Raw genomic sequence first — 17,679 nt, 5'->3', positions numbered from 1 at the left:
GTGTGACTTTTGGAATCCGGAAAAATAATATTCGTTGATGACGAAGAGCACGTTCGCCGATCGCGCCGACAAACCCTGGAGTTGGCCAAATATGAAGTGACCACATTCAGCAATGCTGAAGATGCTCTTCATATGCTGGACAATACCTGGCCGGGCATCCTGGTTTCGGACATTAAAATGCCAGGATTAAGCGGGCTGGAATTGCTGGAAGAGGTTGTTCGTGTTGACCGCGATTTACCGGTTGTCCTTATCACCGGCCATGGGGACGTCCCCATGGCGGTAAAGGCCATGCAGCTGGGTGCATACGATTTTATTGAAAAGCCCTGTCCAACAGATCAACTTCTGGAAATAGTCCGGCGTGCCATGGAAAAACGAAACCTGGTAATGGAGAACCGGAAACTCAGGATGGAGATCGCTTCCAGCCGCCAGGCTGAGAACAAAATACTGGGCCAATGCGAAGCCATTGATCGTTTGAACCATATCATCCGGAATATCGCCGAATCCGATGCAGATGTATTGATCCTTGGAGAAACGGGAACCGGCAAGGAATTGGTGGCAAACAACCTCCATGAGTTGAGTCAGCGCCGCAATCATCCGTTTGTGCCCATCAACTGTGGCGCTTTACCGGTCAGCCTGATTGAAAGTGAATTGTTCGGGCACGAAGCTGGCGCTTTTACCAATGCTGATCAACGTCGCATAGGAAAATTCGAATATGCCCATAAAGGCACAATTTTTCTTGATGAAATCGAAAGCATGCCAATGCAAATGCAGGTTCGGCTTCTTCGGGTCTTGCAGGACCGGGTGGTTGAACGGTTGGGAAGTAATGAGCGCATCCCAGTGGATGTTCGGGTGATTGCTGCGACTAAGATTGATTTGAAGGAAGCGAGTGCAAAAAAGGAGTTTCGTGAGGATCTGTATTACCGGCTGAATGTGGTGAACCTCCAACTACCACCCTTAAGGGAGAGGCGGGAAGATATCCCTCTGTTGTTTCAGCATTTTGTTGCAGAGGCGAGTAGACGTTACAATTATGAACCCGCAATTGTACCGCAGGCTTTTATGCATAACCTGATATCCCGTCATTGGGAGGGGAATATTCGCGAATTAAAAAATGAATCCGAACGGTTTGTCCTCGGTCTGTCTCCGGCATCATCGGGAGAATTCAGGGAAAGTCTGGTCGATCACGGGCAAATAAATGGAAAGAAGACGACTTTATCCCGGATTGTTCAGAACTTTGAAAAAACAACTATTGAACAGGAACTCCATCGGCAAAAAGGGGACATAAAAAATACATACACTGCACTTGGGATACCCCGCCAAACGCTTTATGACAAAATGACCAAATATGGGCTTAAGCGATCCCAGTTTATTAAAAAAGAAATGGATTGATATCAAAGAATCAAAAATATCAAATAAATGGAATAACTGAAAACTCGTATTTTTGTTTCTTTGTTATATGAAAAATCAGATGTTAAAGCCTTTTGAAATAAAAGATAAAGTTGGATAAATCATTAAATAACAATGCCTTGCTTGTGTGTTGTTTTGAGCCGATTTTTGGCATTTAAATTGCTTTTATTCAATTGATCTGAAACAAAAGCTGGTGAAGAAAAAACTTTGAATATCCTTGGATTTATTACTTTCAAATTCAAAAACAGGCCTTAGACTAAATTCGAGACATTGATAAATTTTGAACGGGAATCAGGGGTAAACCAAAACCTCACCCTTGTCAAAGTTCACTAACGGTGGGCACCTATAAGATGGCGTTCGAAATGATCGGAAGACTTACAGAGTTGCACTTTTTGGAGGAAAAGAGTGATGGATGAGATGGGTCCCATCATTAATGAATTCTTGACCGAAAGTTATGAGAACCTGGATCAGCTGGATCAGGACCTGGTTGAACTGGAGGCGAATCCGAATGAGACCAGCCTTTTAGCCAGTATATTCAGAACCATTCATACTATTAAAGGTACTTGTGGGTTTTTGGGTTTCAGTAAATTGGAATCTATTGCCCATGTAGGTGAAAACCTTTTGAGCCGGCTCCGCGACGGTGAAATGCAAATGACGCCGCAGATTGCTAACGCCCTTCTTGCAATGGTGGATGCTGTTCGGCAGATTCTATCCTGCATTGAAAATGATCGCGCTGAAGGGGATGTCGATTATTCCAATCTCATTGAAGTGCTCCATAAGTTAAATAATGGAGAGCCGGTTGATGATATTTCCACAGGGGGCTCCAATGGAAATGGGGCACAGGAGGTTGTGGCAGAAACTCCAATCCCGGAACAGTCTAACGGAAGCTCGGAAAACCAACCTGCAGAAACTGGATCTGTTGAGACTCCGGCATCTTCTCCTGAAGAAGCTTTACCGGAACCAGTTGCAGATCCGACACCACCGACAGCAGCGGATTCTCCAGCCACCAACTCTGATACAAAACCTGCAGTGCCGGAAGCTTCGGCGGCGGCAACGGATAAAAAACCATCAGCAGGGGAATCCAGTATTCGAGTTGATGTTCACCTGCTTGACCAGCTAATGAACCTGGTTGGGGAACTGGTTCTGTCCCGCAACCAGATTGTCCAGTTTGCTTCCAACGAAAAAGATTCCAATTTCATTTCCACCACCCAACATCTTAACCAGCTCACTTCTGAATTGCAGGAAGGGGTTATGAAAACCCGCATGCAGCAAATCGGGAATATCTGGAGCAAGTACCCACGTGTGGTCAGGGATTTGTCTCAGAGTATTGGGAAAAAAGTCCGGCTGGAAATGGAGGGCAAGGAAACCGAACTGGACAAAACCCTGATTGAAGCCATCAAGGATCCGCTAACCCACATGGTACGGAACTCAGTCGACCATGGAATCGAAATGCCGGATGTGCGTGTTGCCAATGGGAAAGATCCCGAAGGCACATTGTCTCTCCGCGCCTACCATGAGGGGGGGCAGGTCAATATTGAAATCAACGACGATGGCGGTGGTATTCATCCTGAGAAAATTAAAAAGAAAGCCATCGAGAAAAATGTAATCACTGCTGAGCGCGCTGCGAAAATGAGCGAGCGGGAATTGATCAGCTTGATTTTCGCTCCAGGCTTTTCTACCGCTGAACAGGTTTCGAATATTTCTGGCCGCGGTGTCGGTATGGATGTGGTTCGAACCAATATTGAAAAAATTGGTGGCAGCATCGACATCAATAGTAAGGCCGGCAAGGGAACTGCGCTCAAGATAAAAATACCACTCACGCTTGCCATCATCCCGGCATTGACAATTACTTGCAAAGGCAGCCGGTTTTGTATCCCTCAGGTGAGTTTGCTTGAGCTGGTAAGGCTGGACCCGGATCGCGCCGAAAAGGAAGTGGAGATGATTCAGGGAAACCCTGTTTACCGCCTGCGCGGCAATCTCCTCCCGCTCGTCTACCTGAGTCAGGAACTGGGTTTCACAGGGGCCGCGATAAGGGAAGGAGAATCGGTAAATATTGTGGTGTTGCAGGCTGACAACAAACAATTTGGTCTGGTTGTAGAAAAAATACTCGACACCGAAGAAATCGTTGTCAAGCCGCTCGGAAACCAGTTAAAAGCGATCACTGCCTATTCCGGAGCCACCATTATGGGTGATGGAAAAGTTGCCCTGATTCTGGATGTGATGGGTCTTGCCCAGAACGCACGAGTGATATCAGAAGAATCACGTAGTTCCGAGACTTCAACTCATAGTGACCGGTCTGAAGCTTTGAATGGTGAAAAACAAACTCTGTTGGTTTTCGAACTGACCGATGAGAGCCGAATGGCCGTTCCCTTGTCTATGGTTGCCCGGCTTGAAGAGTTTAAATGGGAAGAGGTTGAACTGGCTGCACAGAAAGAGGTCGTGCAATATCGTGGGGACATCATGCCTCTGATACATCTTTCAAAATTTTTCGAAGGATCTGCATCCACTCAGGATAAAACCGGTTCGATGCAGGCGATCGTTTATTGCGATCGAGGGCGAAATGTCGGGGTAGTGGTCGAGAGGATTGTGGATATTGTTGAGGAAGCCATTGAGATTAAAACCGGAACAGGTCGTAAAGGCACCGTGGGCTCGGCAGTGGTCCAGGGTAAAGTCACCGATATGGTCGATGTTGAAGGCATTATTTTGGAAGCAGATCCCGGTTTTTATGCAGAGAACGAGGACGAAAAACTCCTGGCTGCTACCACTGAAGGAGATATCTAAAAATGATCGATGAAAAACAGTTCTGTACGTTTTCGCTGGATGGGCATTGTTTCGGGGTCAATGTTTTGGAGGTTCAGGAAGTGTTTCGCTATCAGGAAATGACCTCGGTTCCGCTCGCTCCCGAAACGATCACCGGGTTAATCAATCTGAGAGGACAGATCATCACCGCGATCGACCTGAGGCGTCTTATGAAATTAAAAGAGCGAGAAGAAGAGGAAATGCCCATGAACGTTGTGGTGAGAACCAGTGAGGATGTTGTCAGTTTGTTGGTGGATGAAATCGGAGATGTGCAGGAGGTGCCCCAAAACCTGTATGAACCAGCCCCGGAAAACCTCCACGGGCCTCTCCAGGAACTGGTGAAGGGTGTTTATAAATTACAGGACAAGCTGCTTCTGATCCTTGATACAGAAAAGGTGGTGAAGCAACCGGTAACGGCATAAGCCCGTTAATACATCTGAAAATTATTTCAGGTCAAAATTAAAATCCCCGGGTAGTGCCTCGGGGATTTTTTATATTGTTGACTAAGCCAATTGCGGGCGCTTCATGAATAACTATTTTTTAAAATCTCTTATTGCCTTTGGGCGATGATGCTGGAGTAGGCTTCTGTCCCGTCGTCGAAGGCCTGATAACGAATAATCTTGAAATCCTTAAAAAGCTCAAGCAGTTCATTGTGCTTCAACACCCATTCAGGGTTGAATTTACGGTACTTGAGATAGTCTTCATTATAGGTTTCGAATACGACCATCCCCCCCTTTTTAACCGCGGCTTTCATTTGAGGAATGAGATTACGCTGCATGTAATAGGTGCAAAGCACCACATCATATTTGTCTTTTTCCAGTTGTGCGTTTTCCAGGTCGACGACTCGGGTAGCGATCCTGGTGTTATTTTGCGCCGCAAGTTTGTGAGCTTTTTTAAGTCCAACCTCTGAAATATCGATACCTTCTACCTCAAACCCATTCGCAGCCAGGTACACACCGTTGCGCCCTTCGCCCATGGCGATGTCCAGGACTTTACCTTTTGGCAACAGTTTTAAGTTGTCTCGGATAAAACTGATGGGTTCTGTACCGAAGATATAAACTTCATTTTCGTATTTGGAGTCCCAACGTTCTTGATCACTCGGGCTGGCAATGACTGGCAGGGCAATTGAAAGACAAAACAGTGAGGTGAATATTAAAATAACAGTCCTGCGAACGGAATTGAATCTGGGACGGATCATATTGTTTCTCCAGTGGAGTCGTGTGATTGTTTCGGTCGCATTTTCAATGAATAGTTACTCTTCGATTCTACCCCCGCTGGTGTAACCCGTTCAAGGTGAATTCCTGATTTGCCTGCAGTCCACTGAATTGATAAACTTTTTAAGTATCACAATAAGTGTAGTATTTTATATTCGTTACACAAAAGGGTGAGGCAACTTGTTGCAACCGTTGCCGTCCCAATTCATTGTGATTGCTGATAGAAACAAAAAATACCACTGAATTATCTGTCGACAGGGAGACCCTCTATGCGGTTTAAAAATATTCCGGCCTGCTATTTGATGGGCCTGTTTTGTATCATTGCTTTTAATTTTTTCTCGCTGGCCTTGGCAGAAGAAAAAAATAAACGCCAGCCGGTGGCCCAGTCCTCTGACGGGAGGTTCCATGATTTGGGTGATGGAACCATACAGGATGTCAAGACCAACCTGATGTGGATGAAACAGGATTGCTGGCAGCTCGAGAAGCGTTGGGTCAGTTGGTATTCCGCGCAGGAATTTGTTCGAAGAATGAACAATAAACGCTTTGCCGGGCACAACGACTGGCGGTTGCCAACACCGGAGGAAGCGCACCAGCTGTATGATCGGCGGCGGCTTAATAAGGATAAGGATGGCGACAAGATTTTTATCGATCGCATTTTCCCCAAAGGAGCGGGTTGGGGTACCTGGACCAGTGAGGAAAAAGGAAATCAAGCCGTTGTGGTGTCTTTCAAGGACGAAGGTGGTCAAACCTATCAAAATAAAATCACAGGGCAGGATGCTTTCCTGCGTCTTGTTCGGGGTCCTGTTACCTGATGTCCTTGAATCCAAAACCCCATTCTGGCGTTCAAGATACCTCAGATTCCTTCCCGCAATCTGATACCCCATCCACCCGCATCAGCCTGGATGAAGAATACCGTCTTTTGCATGAAGTTGCCGATATCCTGCAGACCCCGAAAGAGACTCGGGCCATGCTCCGACAGGTGATGAAAACGCTCACCGGGTTCCAGGAATTAGATGTGGAATCCAAGGCCGGTGTGTTCCTGGCAGATTCGGAAAACAGGGTTCTCAGACTTTACACCACATACGGTGAATTTACCGATGAGTTTTTGGAAAAGGAGCGTGAGGTTCCATTTGGGGATTGCCTGTGTGGACGTGCGGCTGAATCCGGCCAACTATTGATGAGCGACAGTTGCTTTTCGGACGACCGCCATGAGCGCAGATTTCAGGATATGACTCCGCACGGGCATTACATCATTCCCTTAAAGAGCAGGAACAAGCTGATTGGAATCCTTTTTCTTTACACCCGAACCGACCCTACCTGGTACCGGTTCAGTCAGGAGGTGTTATTGTCCATCGGCGGGTTGATCGCCGGTGCCATTGAACGGCAACTCAATGAAGAAGAGCTGGGGCGTTACCGCAAGAATCTTGAATCCATTGTGGAGGAGCGTACTGCTGAGCTGACGGCCATGCGCGAGCAGTTACGCAAGCTCAATCAATGGATGGAAGAAGTTCGAGAAGAGGAGAAAAAACGCATTTCGCGTGAAGTACACGATCAGTTGGGGCAATCCCTCACAGCGCTCAGTCTGGATTTATCCTGGCTTGGAAAGCGGATAGAGGAGGGTGAAGCGCCAATCAGAGATAAGATTCAGGAAATGCGTGAATCTGTAAAGCAGACAATCGGGTTAACACAAAAAATTGCAGCAGAACTGCGTCCCCCGGTTTTGGACCTGATGGGTTTGTCCGAGACCCTGGCTTGGCAGGCAAGACAAATGGAGCAACGAACAGGCATCGCCTGCAGGGTCGAAATCGACAATGGACTCCAATTCGAAAGCGGGCTATCTACAGCAATATTTCGCATTTTTCAGGAAACCCTGACCAATATAACCCGTCATGCCAAGGCAAAAGAGGTCGATGTGACCTTCAAGCGAAATGGGAAATCGTATGAGTTGACTGTGAAGGATGATGGGTGTGGAATGGACCCGGAAAAATTAAAAGCCCCCGGTTCCCTGGGGCTGATGGGAATGCGGGAGCGGGCTTTGATTTGGGATGGAACAGTCGAAATTGAATCCTCCCCCGGTTGCGGCACCCTGGTAAGAGTTTCTATTCCTGTAGCATCCGGAGAGTATTGAAATGGCCGGTCCAGTTCGCGTTGTTATTGCAGATGATCACGCTATTGTGCGCCGTGGACTGGTGCAGATTATCTCGGAAACGGATGATCTGGAGCTGGTGGGGCAGGCTGAAAATGGCCATGAACTTTTAAAGCTGGTCAACGAGATGAAACCCGATGTTGCGGTGATGGATATTAACATGCCGGAGAAAAGTGGCTGGGATGTCATGCTGCAGCTAAAAAGCGAAAAGAACAAGGTTCCGGTACTGGTGCTTAGTATCTCTGCAAAGGAAGACTATGCACTGAAGTTTATTCAGGCTGGGGCTGCGGGGTTTCTGTCAAAAGCCAGCGCCCCGGAACAATTGGTTGAGGCTATCCACAAGGTGTCTCAGGGGAGAAAATTCATCACTCCTGAACTCGCCGAGCAGTTGGCGTTGCAACTGGATCAGGACCTTGAAAAAGCTCCACATGAACGATTATCGCCCCGTGAGTTCCAGGTCATGTGTCTTTTGGCATCCGGAAAAACGGTATCCGTGGTTGCAGAGGAACTGGCGCTCAGTGTCCCTACCATCAGCACCCACCGCGCCCGTATCCTTGAAAAAACAGGGTTAAAAAACAATGCAGAACTCACCAATTATGCTTTCCGAAACCAGTTGATCGATTAATCTCCCAGGAAAGCCCTTTCTTTTATCATAAGATCGTTGACAGAAACTCTTTGTCTATATTGACCCAATCCATGTTTTTTGACTGATTTGCTTTATTTTATTGAAGCTCTAAACTGAGTGAATTGATTAAGAAATCATTTATTTGTCATTCGTCCGACTTTGTATCGGGCTATAATTGAATCAAACCATACATTGTCCAAAGGGTTTCAGGCAGGTTCGGGAAATCAAACAGGAGGTTTCTTTTTCCGGAAACAATAAAGCCGGATCGGACAAAATATCGAAGGAGGAGAAATCATGTTCAGCAAAAAAAATATGATGGCAGGTGTGGCCCTGCTCGCAGGAATTTTTTCGGTCAGTTCCGCATTTGCAGGTGACAAACCAGCGAGTCCGCTGGATGGATACACCATCCACGTCAGTGCACCCCACATGATGGATGGTGAAGTCATTGGGCCTTTCCACCATTACTGTAAACCCATCAACTCCGAGATTATCCAATGTATCCTGTTTGAATCCACCGACCCGAATGCACGAATGACTGAAGTCGAATACATGGTTTCCAAAAAACTGGCACGTAGTGCCATTCCGGGCTGGTCTCACAAGCAGAACTGGCACGACCACAAACAGGAAATTGAAACAGGACGCGTTGCGGTTCATTACCCGACCGACAAAGAAACCGTAAAAAAAATTGTAGAACATGTCAGTGATACGGATGGCATTATTTTCCACCTTTGGCCGGATGGTGCGCCTATTCCTGACGGATCTGTGATGATCGCTCAATCAGTAGGCCACTGGGAAGCACTGCATGGGGGAGCGGCAGCAAGCTCCGCTCCAGCCCATGCTTCGGCACCTTCAGCTTCAAGTGGATCAGGTTCCAAGGGATCTGTCATAAAAATGCTGACAGATGCTGATTACGCACGTATTGGTGTCAATGAGACTTACAAGAACCGCTAAAACTTTTGATGGGGCAGACCCCCTGGTTTTCAGGGGGTCTTGTTCCGGATAAAAAATTTTGAGATTCTGGAACTATTATGGATGGTCAATCCAAATTGAGTCGAAGACCGGGGAATTCGGTATTTTGGGGAGTTGTTTTATTTGGGCTGCTGATTTGGCAATCCGCATTGGCGTTTCACCCAAGTATTTATGAGCCACGCGTGCCACCCGAAATCCTGGAAGAGGTTAGAGAGATCGAAAGTCCCTTTTTGGACTCTCCTGAAATCGTGGAAGAAGGCCGACAGATTTATTTTGGCAAGGGGTTGTGTGTTACCTGCCACAGCAAGAACGGCGAAGGCGTGCGCCTCCCAGGGCACTCACCACGTAATTTCACGGATATAAAATGGCAGGACATGCGTACGGATGGAGAATTGATGTGGGTCCTGAAAAATGGATCGCCCGGAACCGGAATGCCGATCCGTGTTGGCAAAGTTATTACTGAAGAAGAAGGCTGGAAGGTGATCCAGTTTATACGGTCGTTTGGTATGGCACAGACCGCCGAAGGTCAATAAAGGTCAATAATTTAAGGAGTCGCCATGTTTTCCAGGAAGGAACGCGGGCTTTGGGAACTGTATCAGGAGGATCCCGAAAAAGCAGATGCGGAGATCTGGGAATCCGGGTATTCCATCAGCCGTCGCGGTTTTTTCAAAAAAGGAGGTACCGCACTGGCAGCGTTGCTGGGAGCGCAGATTGCCTTCCTGGATAAACTGCCGAAAGGTCTTCTACCCGTGGCCCTGGCGGAGGCTGCGGAGCCCTTTGAAATTCCCGGTAAAAATGGGCTGGTGGTGTTGAACGACCGGCCTGTCAATGCTGAAACGCCAGCCCATCTTCTTGATGACGAGGTCACTCCTGTGGATCGTCATTTTGTCAGGAACAATGGGCTTCCACCCGACGTTTCTGATCCGGCTGAAATTAAAGGCTGGGTCCTGACCATTGATGGTGAAGTGCACAAGCCACTCAAGCTTTCCCTCGACCAGCTCAAACGTTTTCCCAAACAAACTTTGCAACTTACAGTTGAATGTGGAGGCAACGGTCGTGCCGGATTTTATCCCCCGGCCAAGGGCAACCAATGGACTTTCGGTGCAGTGGCATCGCCACGTTATACTGGCGTACGGTTAAAAGATGTGCTTGAGGAAGCAGGATTAAAATCTTCTGCTGTTTATACAGGATATTACGGAAAAGACCTTCATTTGTCAGGGGATCCCAATCGTATCCCTATCTCCCGGGGTACACCCATCCAAAAGGCATTGGATCCACATACACTGATAACTTTCGAGATGAATGGGAAACCTTTACCTGCACTGCACGGTTTCCCTTTGCGTCTGGTGACACCCGGTTGGCCGGGGTCCACTTCGATCAAATGGTTACACCGTATCTGGGTTCGGGACCGCGAGCACGATGGGCCTAAAATGACTGGATATGCCTACCGGATTCCGAAGTACCCGGTGGAACCGGGAGCTCATGTACCGAAATCGGATATGCAAATAATTGAATCCATGCCGGTCAAATCACTCATCACCTTTCCCAAATCCGGACTCACCCATCAAACCGGGAAGCCACTCATTGTACGAGGTCACGCCTGGGCAGGAGATTTAAGTGTACGCAGTGTTGACCTGTCCATTGATTTTGGAGCAACCTGGATTAAAACGCAGTTGAAACCGCCCGCAAATCCATTTGCCTGGCAGCATTGGCAAACATCCGTAGTTTTTCCAGGGCCTGGTTATTACGAAGTATGGGCGCGTGCCACAGACAGCGCGAATACCATGCAGCCTATGGTCATGCCGGGATGGAACCCAAAAGGGTACCTCAACAACGCCATGCATCGAATTGCCGTCAGAGTGACGTAAGGATAACTCTCATGAAGCTTTTAAGATTTTGGGTGATTGTTATTTTACTGAACGGGTGGGCTCACAGTTGCCTTGCACAGTCAGAAACCCTTTTGAAACCCGGTGCCGGCAGGGATCTGGTATTGGCTACGTGTACGGCTTGTCATTCGGAATTACTGGTTCTAAAAAACCATATGACTCGTGATCGCTGGGATGAAACGATAACCTGGATGCAGGAGAAACAGGGACTCTGGGAATTGTCTCAAGAAGAAAGAAAAACTATTTTGGATTACCTGGCTGTTCATCAAGGAATAAATGATGACGGGAAGGCACAAACTTTCAACTCATCACTTTATCGCTATCACTATCCACCGAATCCTTTGGTGCAGCAGGAATAATAATTTAAACTGATTTTACTAACGTTAATTTTGTGTTTTATAACCAAACCTTCACTGGCGATAGATTCTGTCGGGCCGGTTTAAAGTTGAAAGCTTAATTATGAATAAATGGAAAGTGTTTGAAAAAATAAAAGGAGTGTTCCGCTGTATCGGTCTGGTGCTCGTTTTGGTTTTAAGCGTGCAGATGGCACAAGCTGAGGATTATCCTGTTTTACCTGGAGACGATCAATTGGCCATGCATCAGGGGAGGCCGCATGGTGGGCGCTACGAACGACATTCCCTGCATCATGGAATGGGTCGTGGCGGTAAGGGTATTTGCCCACAAACCAGAAAGACTCCGAAAGCCCCCCCTGATTTGCAAACGCTTAAAAATCCTCTGGAACCTTCCCAGAAAAACCTGGGTGAAGGGGAAAACTTGTACCATTACAAATCGCAGCCTTCTTCATGTAAGGTGTGCCATGGAGCTAACGGTAATGGGTTGGGTATGATGGCGTCTGCAAGTGAACCTATGCCGACAAACTTTACCTGTAAAGAGACAATGGCCTCTGTCACGGATGGTCAGATGTTCTGGATCATCAAAAAGGGCTCTCCCGGAACGGAGATGCCGCCCTACCAGCTGTTTCTGTCAGATGAGCAGATATGGCAACTGGTTATGTATGTCAGGACTTTTATTAAGGATTAACCTGCCTCTCTTTTGTCTGGTCAGATCCTGAATTCCTTTGGGATTGGACCAGACGTATTACCTTTCCTGTTTAAAATCTCCCCTCAGCGCAAGGGAGGACTTCCCACGTTGTTTCCCTTACGACTGGCATTCAAGATGTCATTGTTTGATTGACCCGGGGTTTGGGCTCCGGTCGATACCCTTTTTCTTTTAAAAGATATATATTTAGCTACAGTAGGGTGTGGGTGGTTGTTCAACCTGTCTCCAAACCACGGGTAGCCAGGTTCTTATCAATTTACAAGGAGGAGCGTTATGTTGAGATGGAGTTTTTTCCGAAATGTGATTGTTGGGGCATTGGTCTGGTCAGTTGGAGGCCTGGGTATCGGAATGGGACAGGCTCAGGCCGGTGTTGATGCCAAAGAATTGATTGAAAATAACTGTTCCACCTGCCATCGATTTTCCGGGGAACCGTTGAGCCGATTAAAGCTGAAAGCACCCGACCTCAAGTGGGGAGGAAACAAATATCAACATGACTGGCTGGTTCGATTTCTTCAGGGTAAAGAAGAAATGATATACCCTAATGGTTACCGTTGGGACATTCAGCGTAAAAAGACAGAACATGTGAAACTTGATGCTGAGCAAGCCGAGGCAGTTGCGCAATATTTTGAAAAGAATTTTCTTGACCCACGAGTCGAGAAAGACGCCTTCAGCATAGATAAACTCACCCAGCGGGAAGTAGAACTGGGTGCCGGAATTTTCAAGGAATATTCCTGCCTGGGGTGCCATCAGGTAAAAGAAGATGGAAAGAAAATTGGCGGTCCTATCAGTGTCAACCTGTACAACACGGGGCAGCGTTATAATTTCGACTGGCTGTTTCGTTTTGCGCTTAATCCGCAGGATTTTACTCCGCACAGTGGCGAATATCTGGCCGACATCAGCCCCCTTAAATTGCGCCAATTGTTGGGTTACCTCATGACACAGGGTGTCGACAACTATCCCTTGCATGTCCCCTGGGAGACTCAGGCATTTAAAAAAGGTGATCCGACCCATGGCAAACTGATTTATAAGGAATATTGCGTGCAATGTCACGGCCCGGAAGGCAAGGGTGATGGGGTGGGCGCGTTGGGGCTCACCAATCCTCCTCCTGCCAATCATTCACAAATGGCGTTGAGCGAATTGCCGATGGACTACCTCTACAATGTGATTTATTACGGTGGCAAGAGTGTGGGGAAATCGTCCAATATGCCGGATTGGGGAATTACGATTCACGGCCAGGATTTTGCAGACCTCATCGCTTTCCTTCGTACCAATTTTAAAGGTGGGGAAGAGTCAAAAACTGTAGCCAGCGCATCCGGTGCGGGCTCAGGGGATTGCTCTCAACCGCGAAAAACCAAAACGGCTCCGTCCAGCTTCTTGAACAAAAAGAATCCAGTGCCGGCGACCGCGGCAAACATTGCCGCAGGAAAAAAACTATTCCTGAAGGATGCGAAACCAGTCGCCTGCCTGCAGTGTCATGGCAAGAAAGGTGACGGCAAAGGCCCCTTGGGTGGTGGGCTTAAACCGAAACCTCGCGATTTCACTTGTGCTCCGATGATGAAGGATATTTCAGACGGACAAATGTTCTGGATCATCAAAAACGGATCACAAGGAACCGGAATGATGCCGTTTAAAATGTTGAAAGATAAGGAGACCTGGCAGGTCATCCGATATATACGTACCCTGGCAAATTGAGGGTGTGTGTAATCGGGTGAAGACTGGAAACGTTAAATAGCCTTACGGAGTCCCATCTGTTAACCTTGAAAGTGACAGATGGGACTTTTTTTCAGGAGATTTGTTATGCGGCGAATCTTGTTTTTTTTCGGAATTGTGGCTTTGGTGGCAGGGTGTTCTCAGACAGTGTCTTCGCCCCCGCTGGCTCAGGCGGAAGAAGGGAGTGCCAAATCATCGGTCTCATCTGGAGAGTGTCCACAGTCTCGGAAGACACCGAAAGCTCCCGGACATTTATTAAAAAAGAAAAATCCTCAAACATCGCCCGCGGCCGTTCGGGATGGCAAAGAGCTGTATCACAAAACGTCAAAGCCTTTTACCTGCGAAACCTGTCATGGGGTTAAGGGCGATGGGTTGGGGGATCCGGATTTTGAGAGTAATCCTCCAGCGCGCAATTTCACCTGCAAGGCAACAATGGAACCCCTTTCGGATGGACAACTATTCTGGGTAATAAAAAGAGGCTCACCGACCACTTCCATGCCCGGGTTCGGCGGTAATTTATCTGACGATGATATCTGGAAATTAGTCGCTTACCTTCGCACATTCGCGAAATAAAACAGGCTAATAATTTGAGCGTCGTTTTTCAAATTTGTAGGAATGAATGATTTTTCGGGTCTGGAAAACAATATGTTTTAAAGAGGCTCGATAAACCTGGATTTTTTCGGAGGCAACGCTGGTATTTACAACGGAGATATTTCTAAGAGGGTGAACTTTCTTCTGTTTTACAAAGTAGACCAATCCCCGTGTGATGAAGTTTTCCCCTGCGCTGGATGACTGGAAAATAAGTAGCAAGTCGGTCTTATATCGATTCCCCAGAGTAATTAATTTTTCCCGATCAATTTCACCCTGAATATTTTCCGATATTTTGACCGGCACGATACGGGCAGGGTCCATTTTTCTAAACCATAGTTTTAATAATCCCTTATCAAATCCTTCAATGCTATTTACTACCTGCACCACGGCAAGCGACTGCGGGAAATGAATCATGGCGATCCCCGGGTCGGGCCGTTTTCGCGTAAAAATGTCTTCGGCGGATGCTGAGTGAGCTACGGTCAAAAAAAGGAAGGGCAATAGAAAAATTATGATCGGTTTTTGCATTGCAAATTTCCCGAAAAAAATTTGTTTCTACTATATTACCGTGATTCTTTTTCTTTGTATTCAGTTAGTTTGTTTCGGAGGGTGCGGACGCTGATCCCGAGCTTTTCCGCAGCCCGGGTTTTATTTCCATCCAGCTCTTCAAGTGTCTGGAAAATCAGTTCCTTTTCCATGTCATAGATAGTGCCGCTCATTGCCGGTACTCCCGATTTTTCAGAGGCGGCTCCATCTTCAAGAAAAAGATGTCCTGGCTCCATTATTTCACCCGGGCACATCAGCACGGCCCGCTCCATCACGTTCTCCAGTTCGCGCACGTTTCCATTCCATCGGTATTTTTTAAGAAGGGCCAGTGTTTCATCCGCGATTTTTTTTACCGGCCGCTGATTCTCCCGGCCGTGTTTTTTCAGGAAATGTTCTGCCAGTAATGGGATGTCTTCCGTTCGTTCACGCAGTGGTGGTAGTTTGAGCGGGATGACGTTTAATCGGTAGTACAAGTCCTCCCGGAATTTTTTTTCAGCGATCAGCTGGCGCGGGTCACAGTTGGTGGTGGCGACGATACGCACATCGACTGGAATGGGTTGCCGCCCACCGACCTTATCGATTTCATGCTCCTGAAGGACACGCAAAAGTTTTGCCTGAAGGGGTAATCCCATTTCAGTGACTTCATCGAGGAGCAGCGTCCCCTTGTGCGCCAGTTCGAATTTGCCGTCTTTGCGAGTGTCGGCACCCGTAAAGGCCCCCTTCTCATGCCCGAACAATTCAGTTTCCAATAACCCTTCCGGGAGCGCCGCACAGTTGACTGCCATGAAAGGCTGCTCTGCGCGGGGGCTGCAACCATGGATGAAGCGGGCAAACATTTCCTTACCCGTGCCGGTTTCGCCTGTGATCAGGAAAGTGGATTTGCTGTAGGCAACGTTTTCGACGAACTCCAATAATTCTTTCATTTTTGGATTTTGGGTAACAATTTTTCGAAAAGCAGGGGAGGTGGACGGCGCTGTCACATTATTTCTGGTGCTTGGCGGTTCAACCGGGTTCATCAGTGCGCGATTGACTGTTGAGATGAGTACATCCGCAGAAAACGGTTTCAGCAGGTAATCGGATGCACCCGTTTTCATGGTTTCCACCGCACTGTCGATAGTTCCATAAGCGGTGATCATTACCACTCGGGTTTCCGGAGAGATGTCTTTGATACATTTGAGCAGGTCGGGGCCGCTCAGTTTTGGCATTTTGACATCCGAGATGACGAGATCAAACGTTTCGTTTTCTATACGATTCAACGCCTCTTCGCCATTTTCCGCTATTTCGAGTTTGTAGCCCTCGCGTTTCAGGGTTTCGCTGAGGGCCGCGCGCATTTCAGGTTCATCGTCGACGATCAAAACATTCTGGTTGGCCGGGTCTTTCATAAATTAATACTCCTCCCATATGGGGATTTTGACGATGAACGCGGTGCCGCGTCCTTCTTCGCTTTCCACATCAATGGTTCCCTGATGCGCCTTGATTATGTTGTGCGCTATGGCGAGCCCAAGCCCGGTACCATGATCCTTGGTGGTGAAAAACGGATTAAAAATTTTATTGCGCTCAGCAGGTGGAATGCCCGTTCCAGTATCCTGAATAGTAACCGCGACGAAGCGACGGTGATAGCTGTCGGATTCGGGAGATTCACTTTCTTCAGTGGTCAGGCTTAACGTGCCTCCTTCCGGCATTGCCTGCACGGCATTGCGCAGGAAATTGACAAACACCTGCTGGAGCAGTTCACCATCTCCTGTGCCCAGGGCAGCCTTTGGATGGTAGTGTTTTTGGATTTTTATATTGTCCGGTATTGTCTGCATCTCGGGTTCAGCCAGTATGTCCTCCAGCAGGGTGTTGAGGTTACATTTCCTTTGCGAAGGTTCCGGTGATTTGGCGAACAACAGCAGGCTGGAGATGATGCGGTCCAGGTTGCGAATGCCTGAGACGATGTGGTCGGCAAGTTTTCCTTTTTCAGGGTCCTCCGCCAGATCCTTTTTCAACAGAGAAGCGAACAGTTCAATGCCACCCATGGGATTGCGGATTTCATGTGCTATACCCGCAGCCATTTCCCCCATGGCACGCAGTCTGTCGTTGCGGTTGGCTTCTTCCTCAAGTCGTTTTAACTGCGTGACATCCTGCAATACCAGAACAGTTCCGATCAATTCCCCCTTGTTGTCATTCGCTGGTGATGCCGTTACACGGACTTTTAAGGGGTTCCCATCGTTTGTTTTCATTTCCTGCTCTTGAGTCATGGTGGATTCCTCGGAATCCGCCAGCCGTTCGATCAGGTGAAGTAGTCGATCATTTGTGAAAAGAGCTGTTAGGGGTTTCCCCAAACACAGCTCCGGATCCAAGCCGCAGATTTGTCCTGCTGTTTTGTTGAATGTGGTGACACAACCTTCCCGGTCAACGACAATAACCCCATTGGTCAAACTTTGCAGGATAAAATCCAGGTAATTTTTTACCTCTTCTTTTTCCTGAAGGTTTTGTTCCAGTTCTTCGTTTTTTCGGGCAAGTTCAAGATCCAGTTGCTGAATACGCAATTGCAGGTTGTCGTAAGACTTTTGAAGTTGCTCGGTGACTTCGGTAAAAGAAGTGAAAGCCCGGCGAAGAACTTCGAGTTCCTGTTTCTTGGGATCGTCTTGACTGGTTTCGCTCATGGGAGGTCGTGGGTCGGAAGAAGGTGGTCTTGTGAACTTTTCTGTTTTCATTATATAGGAAATTCAGAGTGTTGCTTGATTGGGG

General features: G+C 47.6%; 17 protein-coding genes. 13 read left to right on the top strand and 4 right to left on the bottom strand.

Annotated elements, in window-relative coordinates:
- Positions 1–9: 9 nt before the first annotated feature.
- The 3 genes from G3M70_03885 (at position 10) to G3M70_03875 (ending at position 4,625) form a co-directional block, all read left to right on the top strand.
- A complete protein-coding gene (locus G3M70_03885) occupies positions 10–1,386 on the top strand; it encodes a sigma-54-dependent Fis family transcriptional regulator (GenBank protein ID QPJ61075.1) in 1,377 nt (458 codons plus the stop codon).
- Positions 1,387–1,812: 426 nt separating this feature from the next.
- Positions 1,813–4,185 (top strand): histidine kinase, encoded by a 2,373-nt coding sequence (locus tag G3M70_03880; protein ID QPJ61074.1) that lies wholly within the window; start codon positions 1,813–1,815, stop codon positions 4,183–4,185.
- 2 nt (positions 4,186–4,187) lie between these two features.
- Complete coding sequence (locus G3M70_03875) at positions 4,188–4,625, top strand: purine-binding chemotaxis protein CheW (protein QPJ61073.1); 438 nt, start codon at positions 4,188–4,190, stop codon at positions 4,623–4,625.
- A gap of 128 nt (positions 4,626–4,753) precedes the next feature.
- Here G3M70_03875 and G3M70_03870 read toward each other — a convergent pair whose 3' ends face one another.
- A complete protein-coding gene (locus tag G3M70_03870) occupies positions 4,754–5,401 on the bottom strand; it encodes a methyltransferase domain-containing protein (protein QPJ61072.1) in 648 nt (215 codons plus the stop codon).
- A 318-nt stretch (positions 5,402–5,719) separates the two neighbouring features.
- Between G3M70_03870 and G3M70_03865 the strand changes: the two genes are divergently transcribed.
- The 10 genes from G3M70_03865 to G3M70_03820 all read left to right on the top strand — a co-directional run bounded on the left by G3M70_03865 (position 5,720) and on the right by G3M70_03820 (position 14,385).
- Positions 5,720–6,229, top strand: coding sequence for a DUF1566 domain-containing protein (locus tag G3M70_03865; protein ID QPJ63700.1), 510 nt, complete (start codon positions 5,720–5,722; stop codon positions 6,227–6,229).
- Positions 6,229–7,545: a GAF domain-containing sensor histidine kinase gene (locus G3M70_03860; protein QPJ61071.1), complete on the top strand. Its 1,317-nt coding sequence runs from the start codon at positions 6,229–6,231 to the stop codon at positions 7,543–7,545. Before G3M70_03865 ends, G3M70_03860 begins: the two co-directional genes overlap by 1 nt.
- A 1-nt stretch (position 7,546) precedes the next feature.
- Complete coding sequence (locus G3M70_03855) at positions 7,547–8,188, top strand: response regulator transcription factor (GenBank protein ID QPJ61070.1); 642 nt, start codon at positions 7,547–7,549, stop codon at positions 8,186–8,188.
- 294 nt (positions 8,189–8,482) lie between these two features.
- The gene (locus G3M70_03850) at positions 8,483–9,139 is read left to right on the top strand and encodes an OBAP family protein (protein QPJ61069.1); all 657 of its coding nucleotides are present in this window, start codon (positions 8,483–8,485) and stop codon (positions 9,137–9,139) included.
- Positions 9,140–9,339: 200 nt separating this feature from the next.
- A complete protein-coding gene (locus tag G3M70_03845; GenBank protein QPJ61068.1) occupies positions 9,340–9,690 on the top strand; it encodes a cytochrome c in 351 nt (116 codons plus the stop codon).
- Between the two features lie 24 nt (positions 9,691–9,714).
- Positions 9,715–11,025, top strand: coding sequence for a sulfite oxidase (locus G3M70_03840; protein QPJ61067.1), 1,311 nt, complete (start codon positions 9,715–9,717; stop codon positions 11,023–11,025).
- Between the two features lie 11 nt (positions 11,026–11,036).
- The gene (locus G3M70_03835) at positions 11,037–11,402 is read left to right on the top strand and encodes a hypothetical protein (GenBank protein ID QPJ61066.1); all 366 of its coding nucleotides are present in this window, start codon (positions 11,037–11,039) and stop codon (positions 11,400–11,402) included.
- Positions 11,403–11,502: 100 nt separating this feature from the next.
- Positions 11,503–12,084: a cytochrome c gene (locus tag G3M70_03830; GenBank protein QPJ61065.1), complete on the top strand. Its 582-nt coding sequence runs from the start codon at positions 11,503–11,505 to the stop codon at positions 12,082–12,084.
- A gap of 291 nt (positions 12,085–12,375) precedes the next feature.
- On the top strand, positions 12,376–13,794 hold the full coding sequence (locus tag G3M70_03825) for a c-type cytochrome (protein QPJ61064.1): 1,419 nt from the start codon (positions 12,376–12,378) through the stop codon (positions 13,792–13,794).
- A gap of 105 nt (positions 13,795–13,899) precedes the next feature.
- Positions 13,900–14,385 carry a cytochrome c gene (locus G3M70_03820; protein QPJ61063.1) on the top strand — a complete coding sequence of 162 codons (486 nt, stop codon included), beginning with the start codon at positions 13,900–13,902 and terminating at the stop codon, positions 14,383–14,385.
- A gap of 6 nt (positions 14,386–14,391) precedes the next feature.
- On the opposite strand, the gene G3M70_03815 is transcribed toward G3M70_03820, so the two are convergent.
- Genes G3M70_03815 through G3M70_03805 form a run of 3 tightly spaced genes read right to left on the bottom strand, consistent with a single transcriptional unit; the run spans position 14,392 to position 17,594 of the window.
- Positions 14,392–14,928, bottom strand: coding sequence for a hypothetical protein (locus G3M70_03815; GenBank protein QPJ61062.1), 537 nt, complete (start codon positions 14,926–14,928; stop codon positions 14,392–14,394).
- A 35-nt stretch (positions 14,929–14,963) separates the two neighbouring features.
- The gene (locus tag G3M70_03810) at positions 14,964–16,328 is read right to left on the bottom strand and encodes a sigma-54-dependent Fis family transcriptional regulator (protein QPJ61061.1); all 1,365 of its coding nucleotides are present in this window, start codon (positions 16,326–16,328) and stop codon (positions 14,964–14,966) included.
- A 3-nt stretch (positions 16,329–16,331) separates the two neighbouring features.
- Positions 16,332–17,594: a PAS domain-containing protein gene (locus tag G3M70_03805; GenBank protein ID QPJ61060.1), complete on the bottom strand. Its 1,263-nt coding sequence runs from the start codon at positions 17,592–17,594 to the stop codon at positions 16,332–16,334.
- Positions 17,595–17,679 lie beyond the last annotated feature (85 nt).

It is taken from the genome of Candidatus Nitronauta litoralis, from assembly GCA_015698285.1.
Classification (GTDB): Bacteria; Nitrospinota; Nitrospinia; order Nitrospinales; family Nitrospinaceae; genus Nitronauta; species Nitronauta litoralis.
The sequence above is the reverse complement of the archived record's forward strand: the minus strand, read 5'-3'. Positions and strand labels throughout refer to the sequence as shown.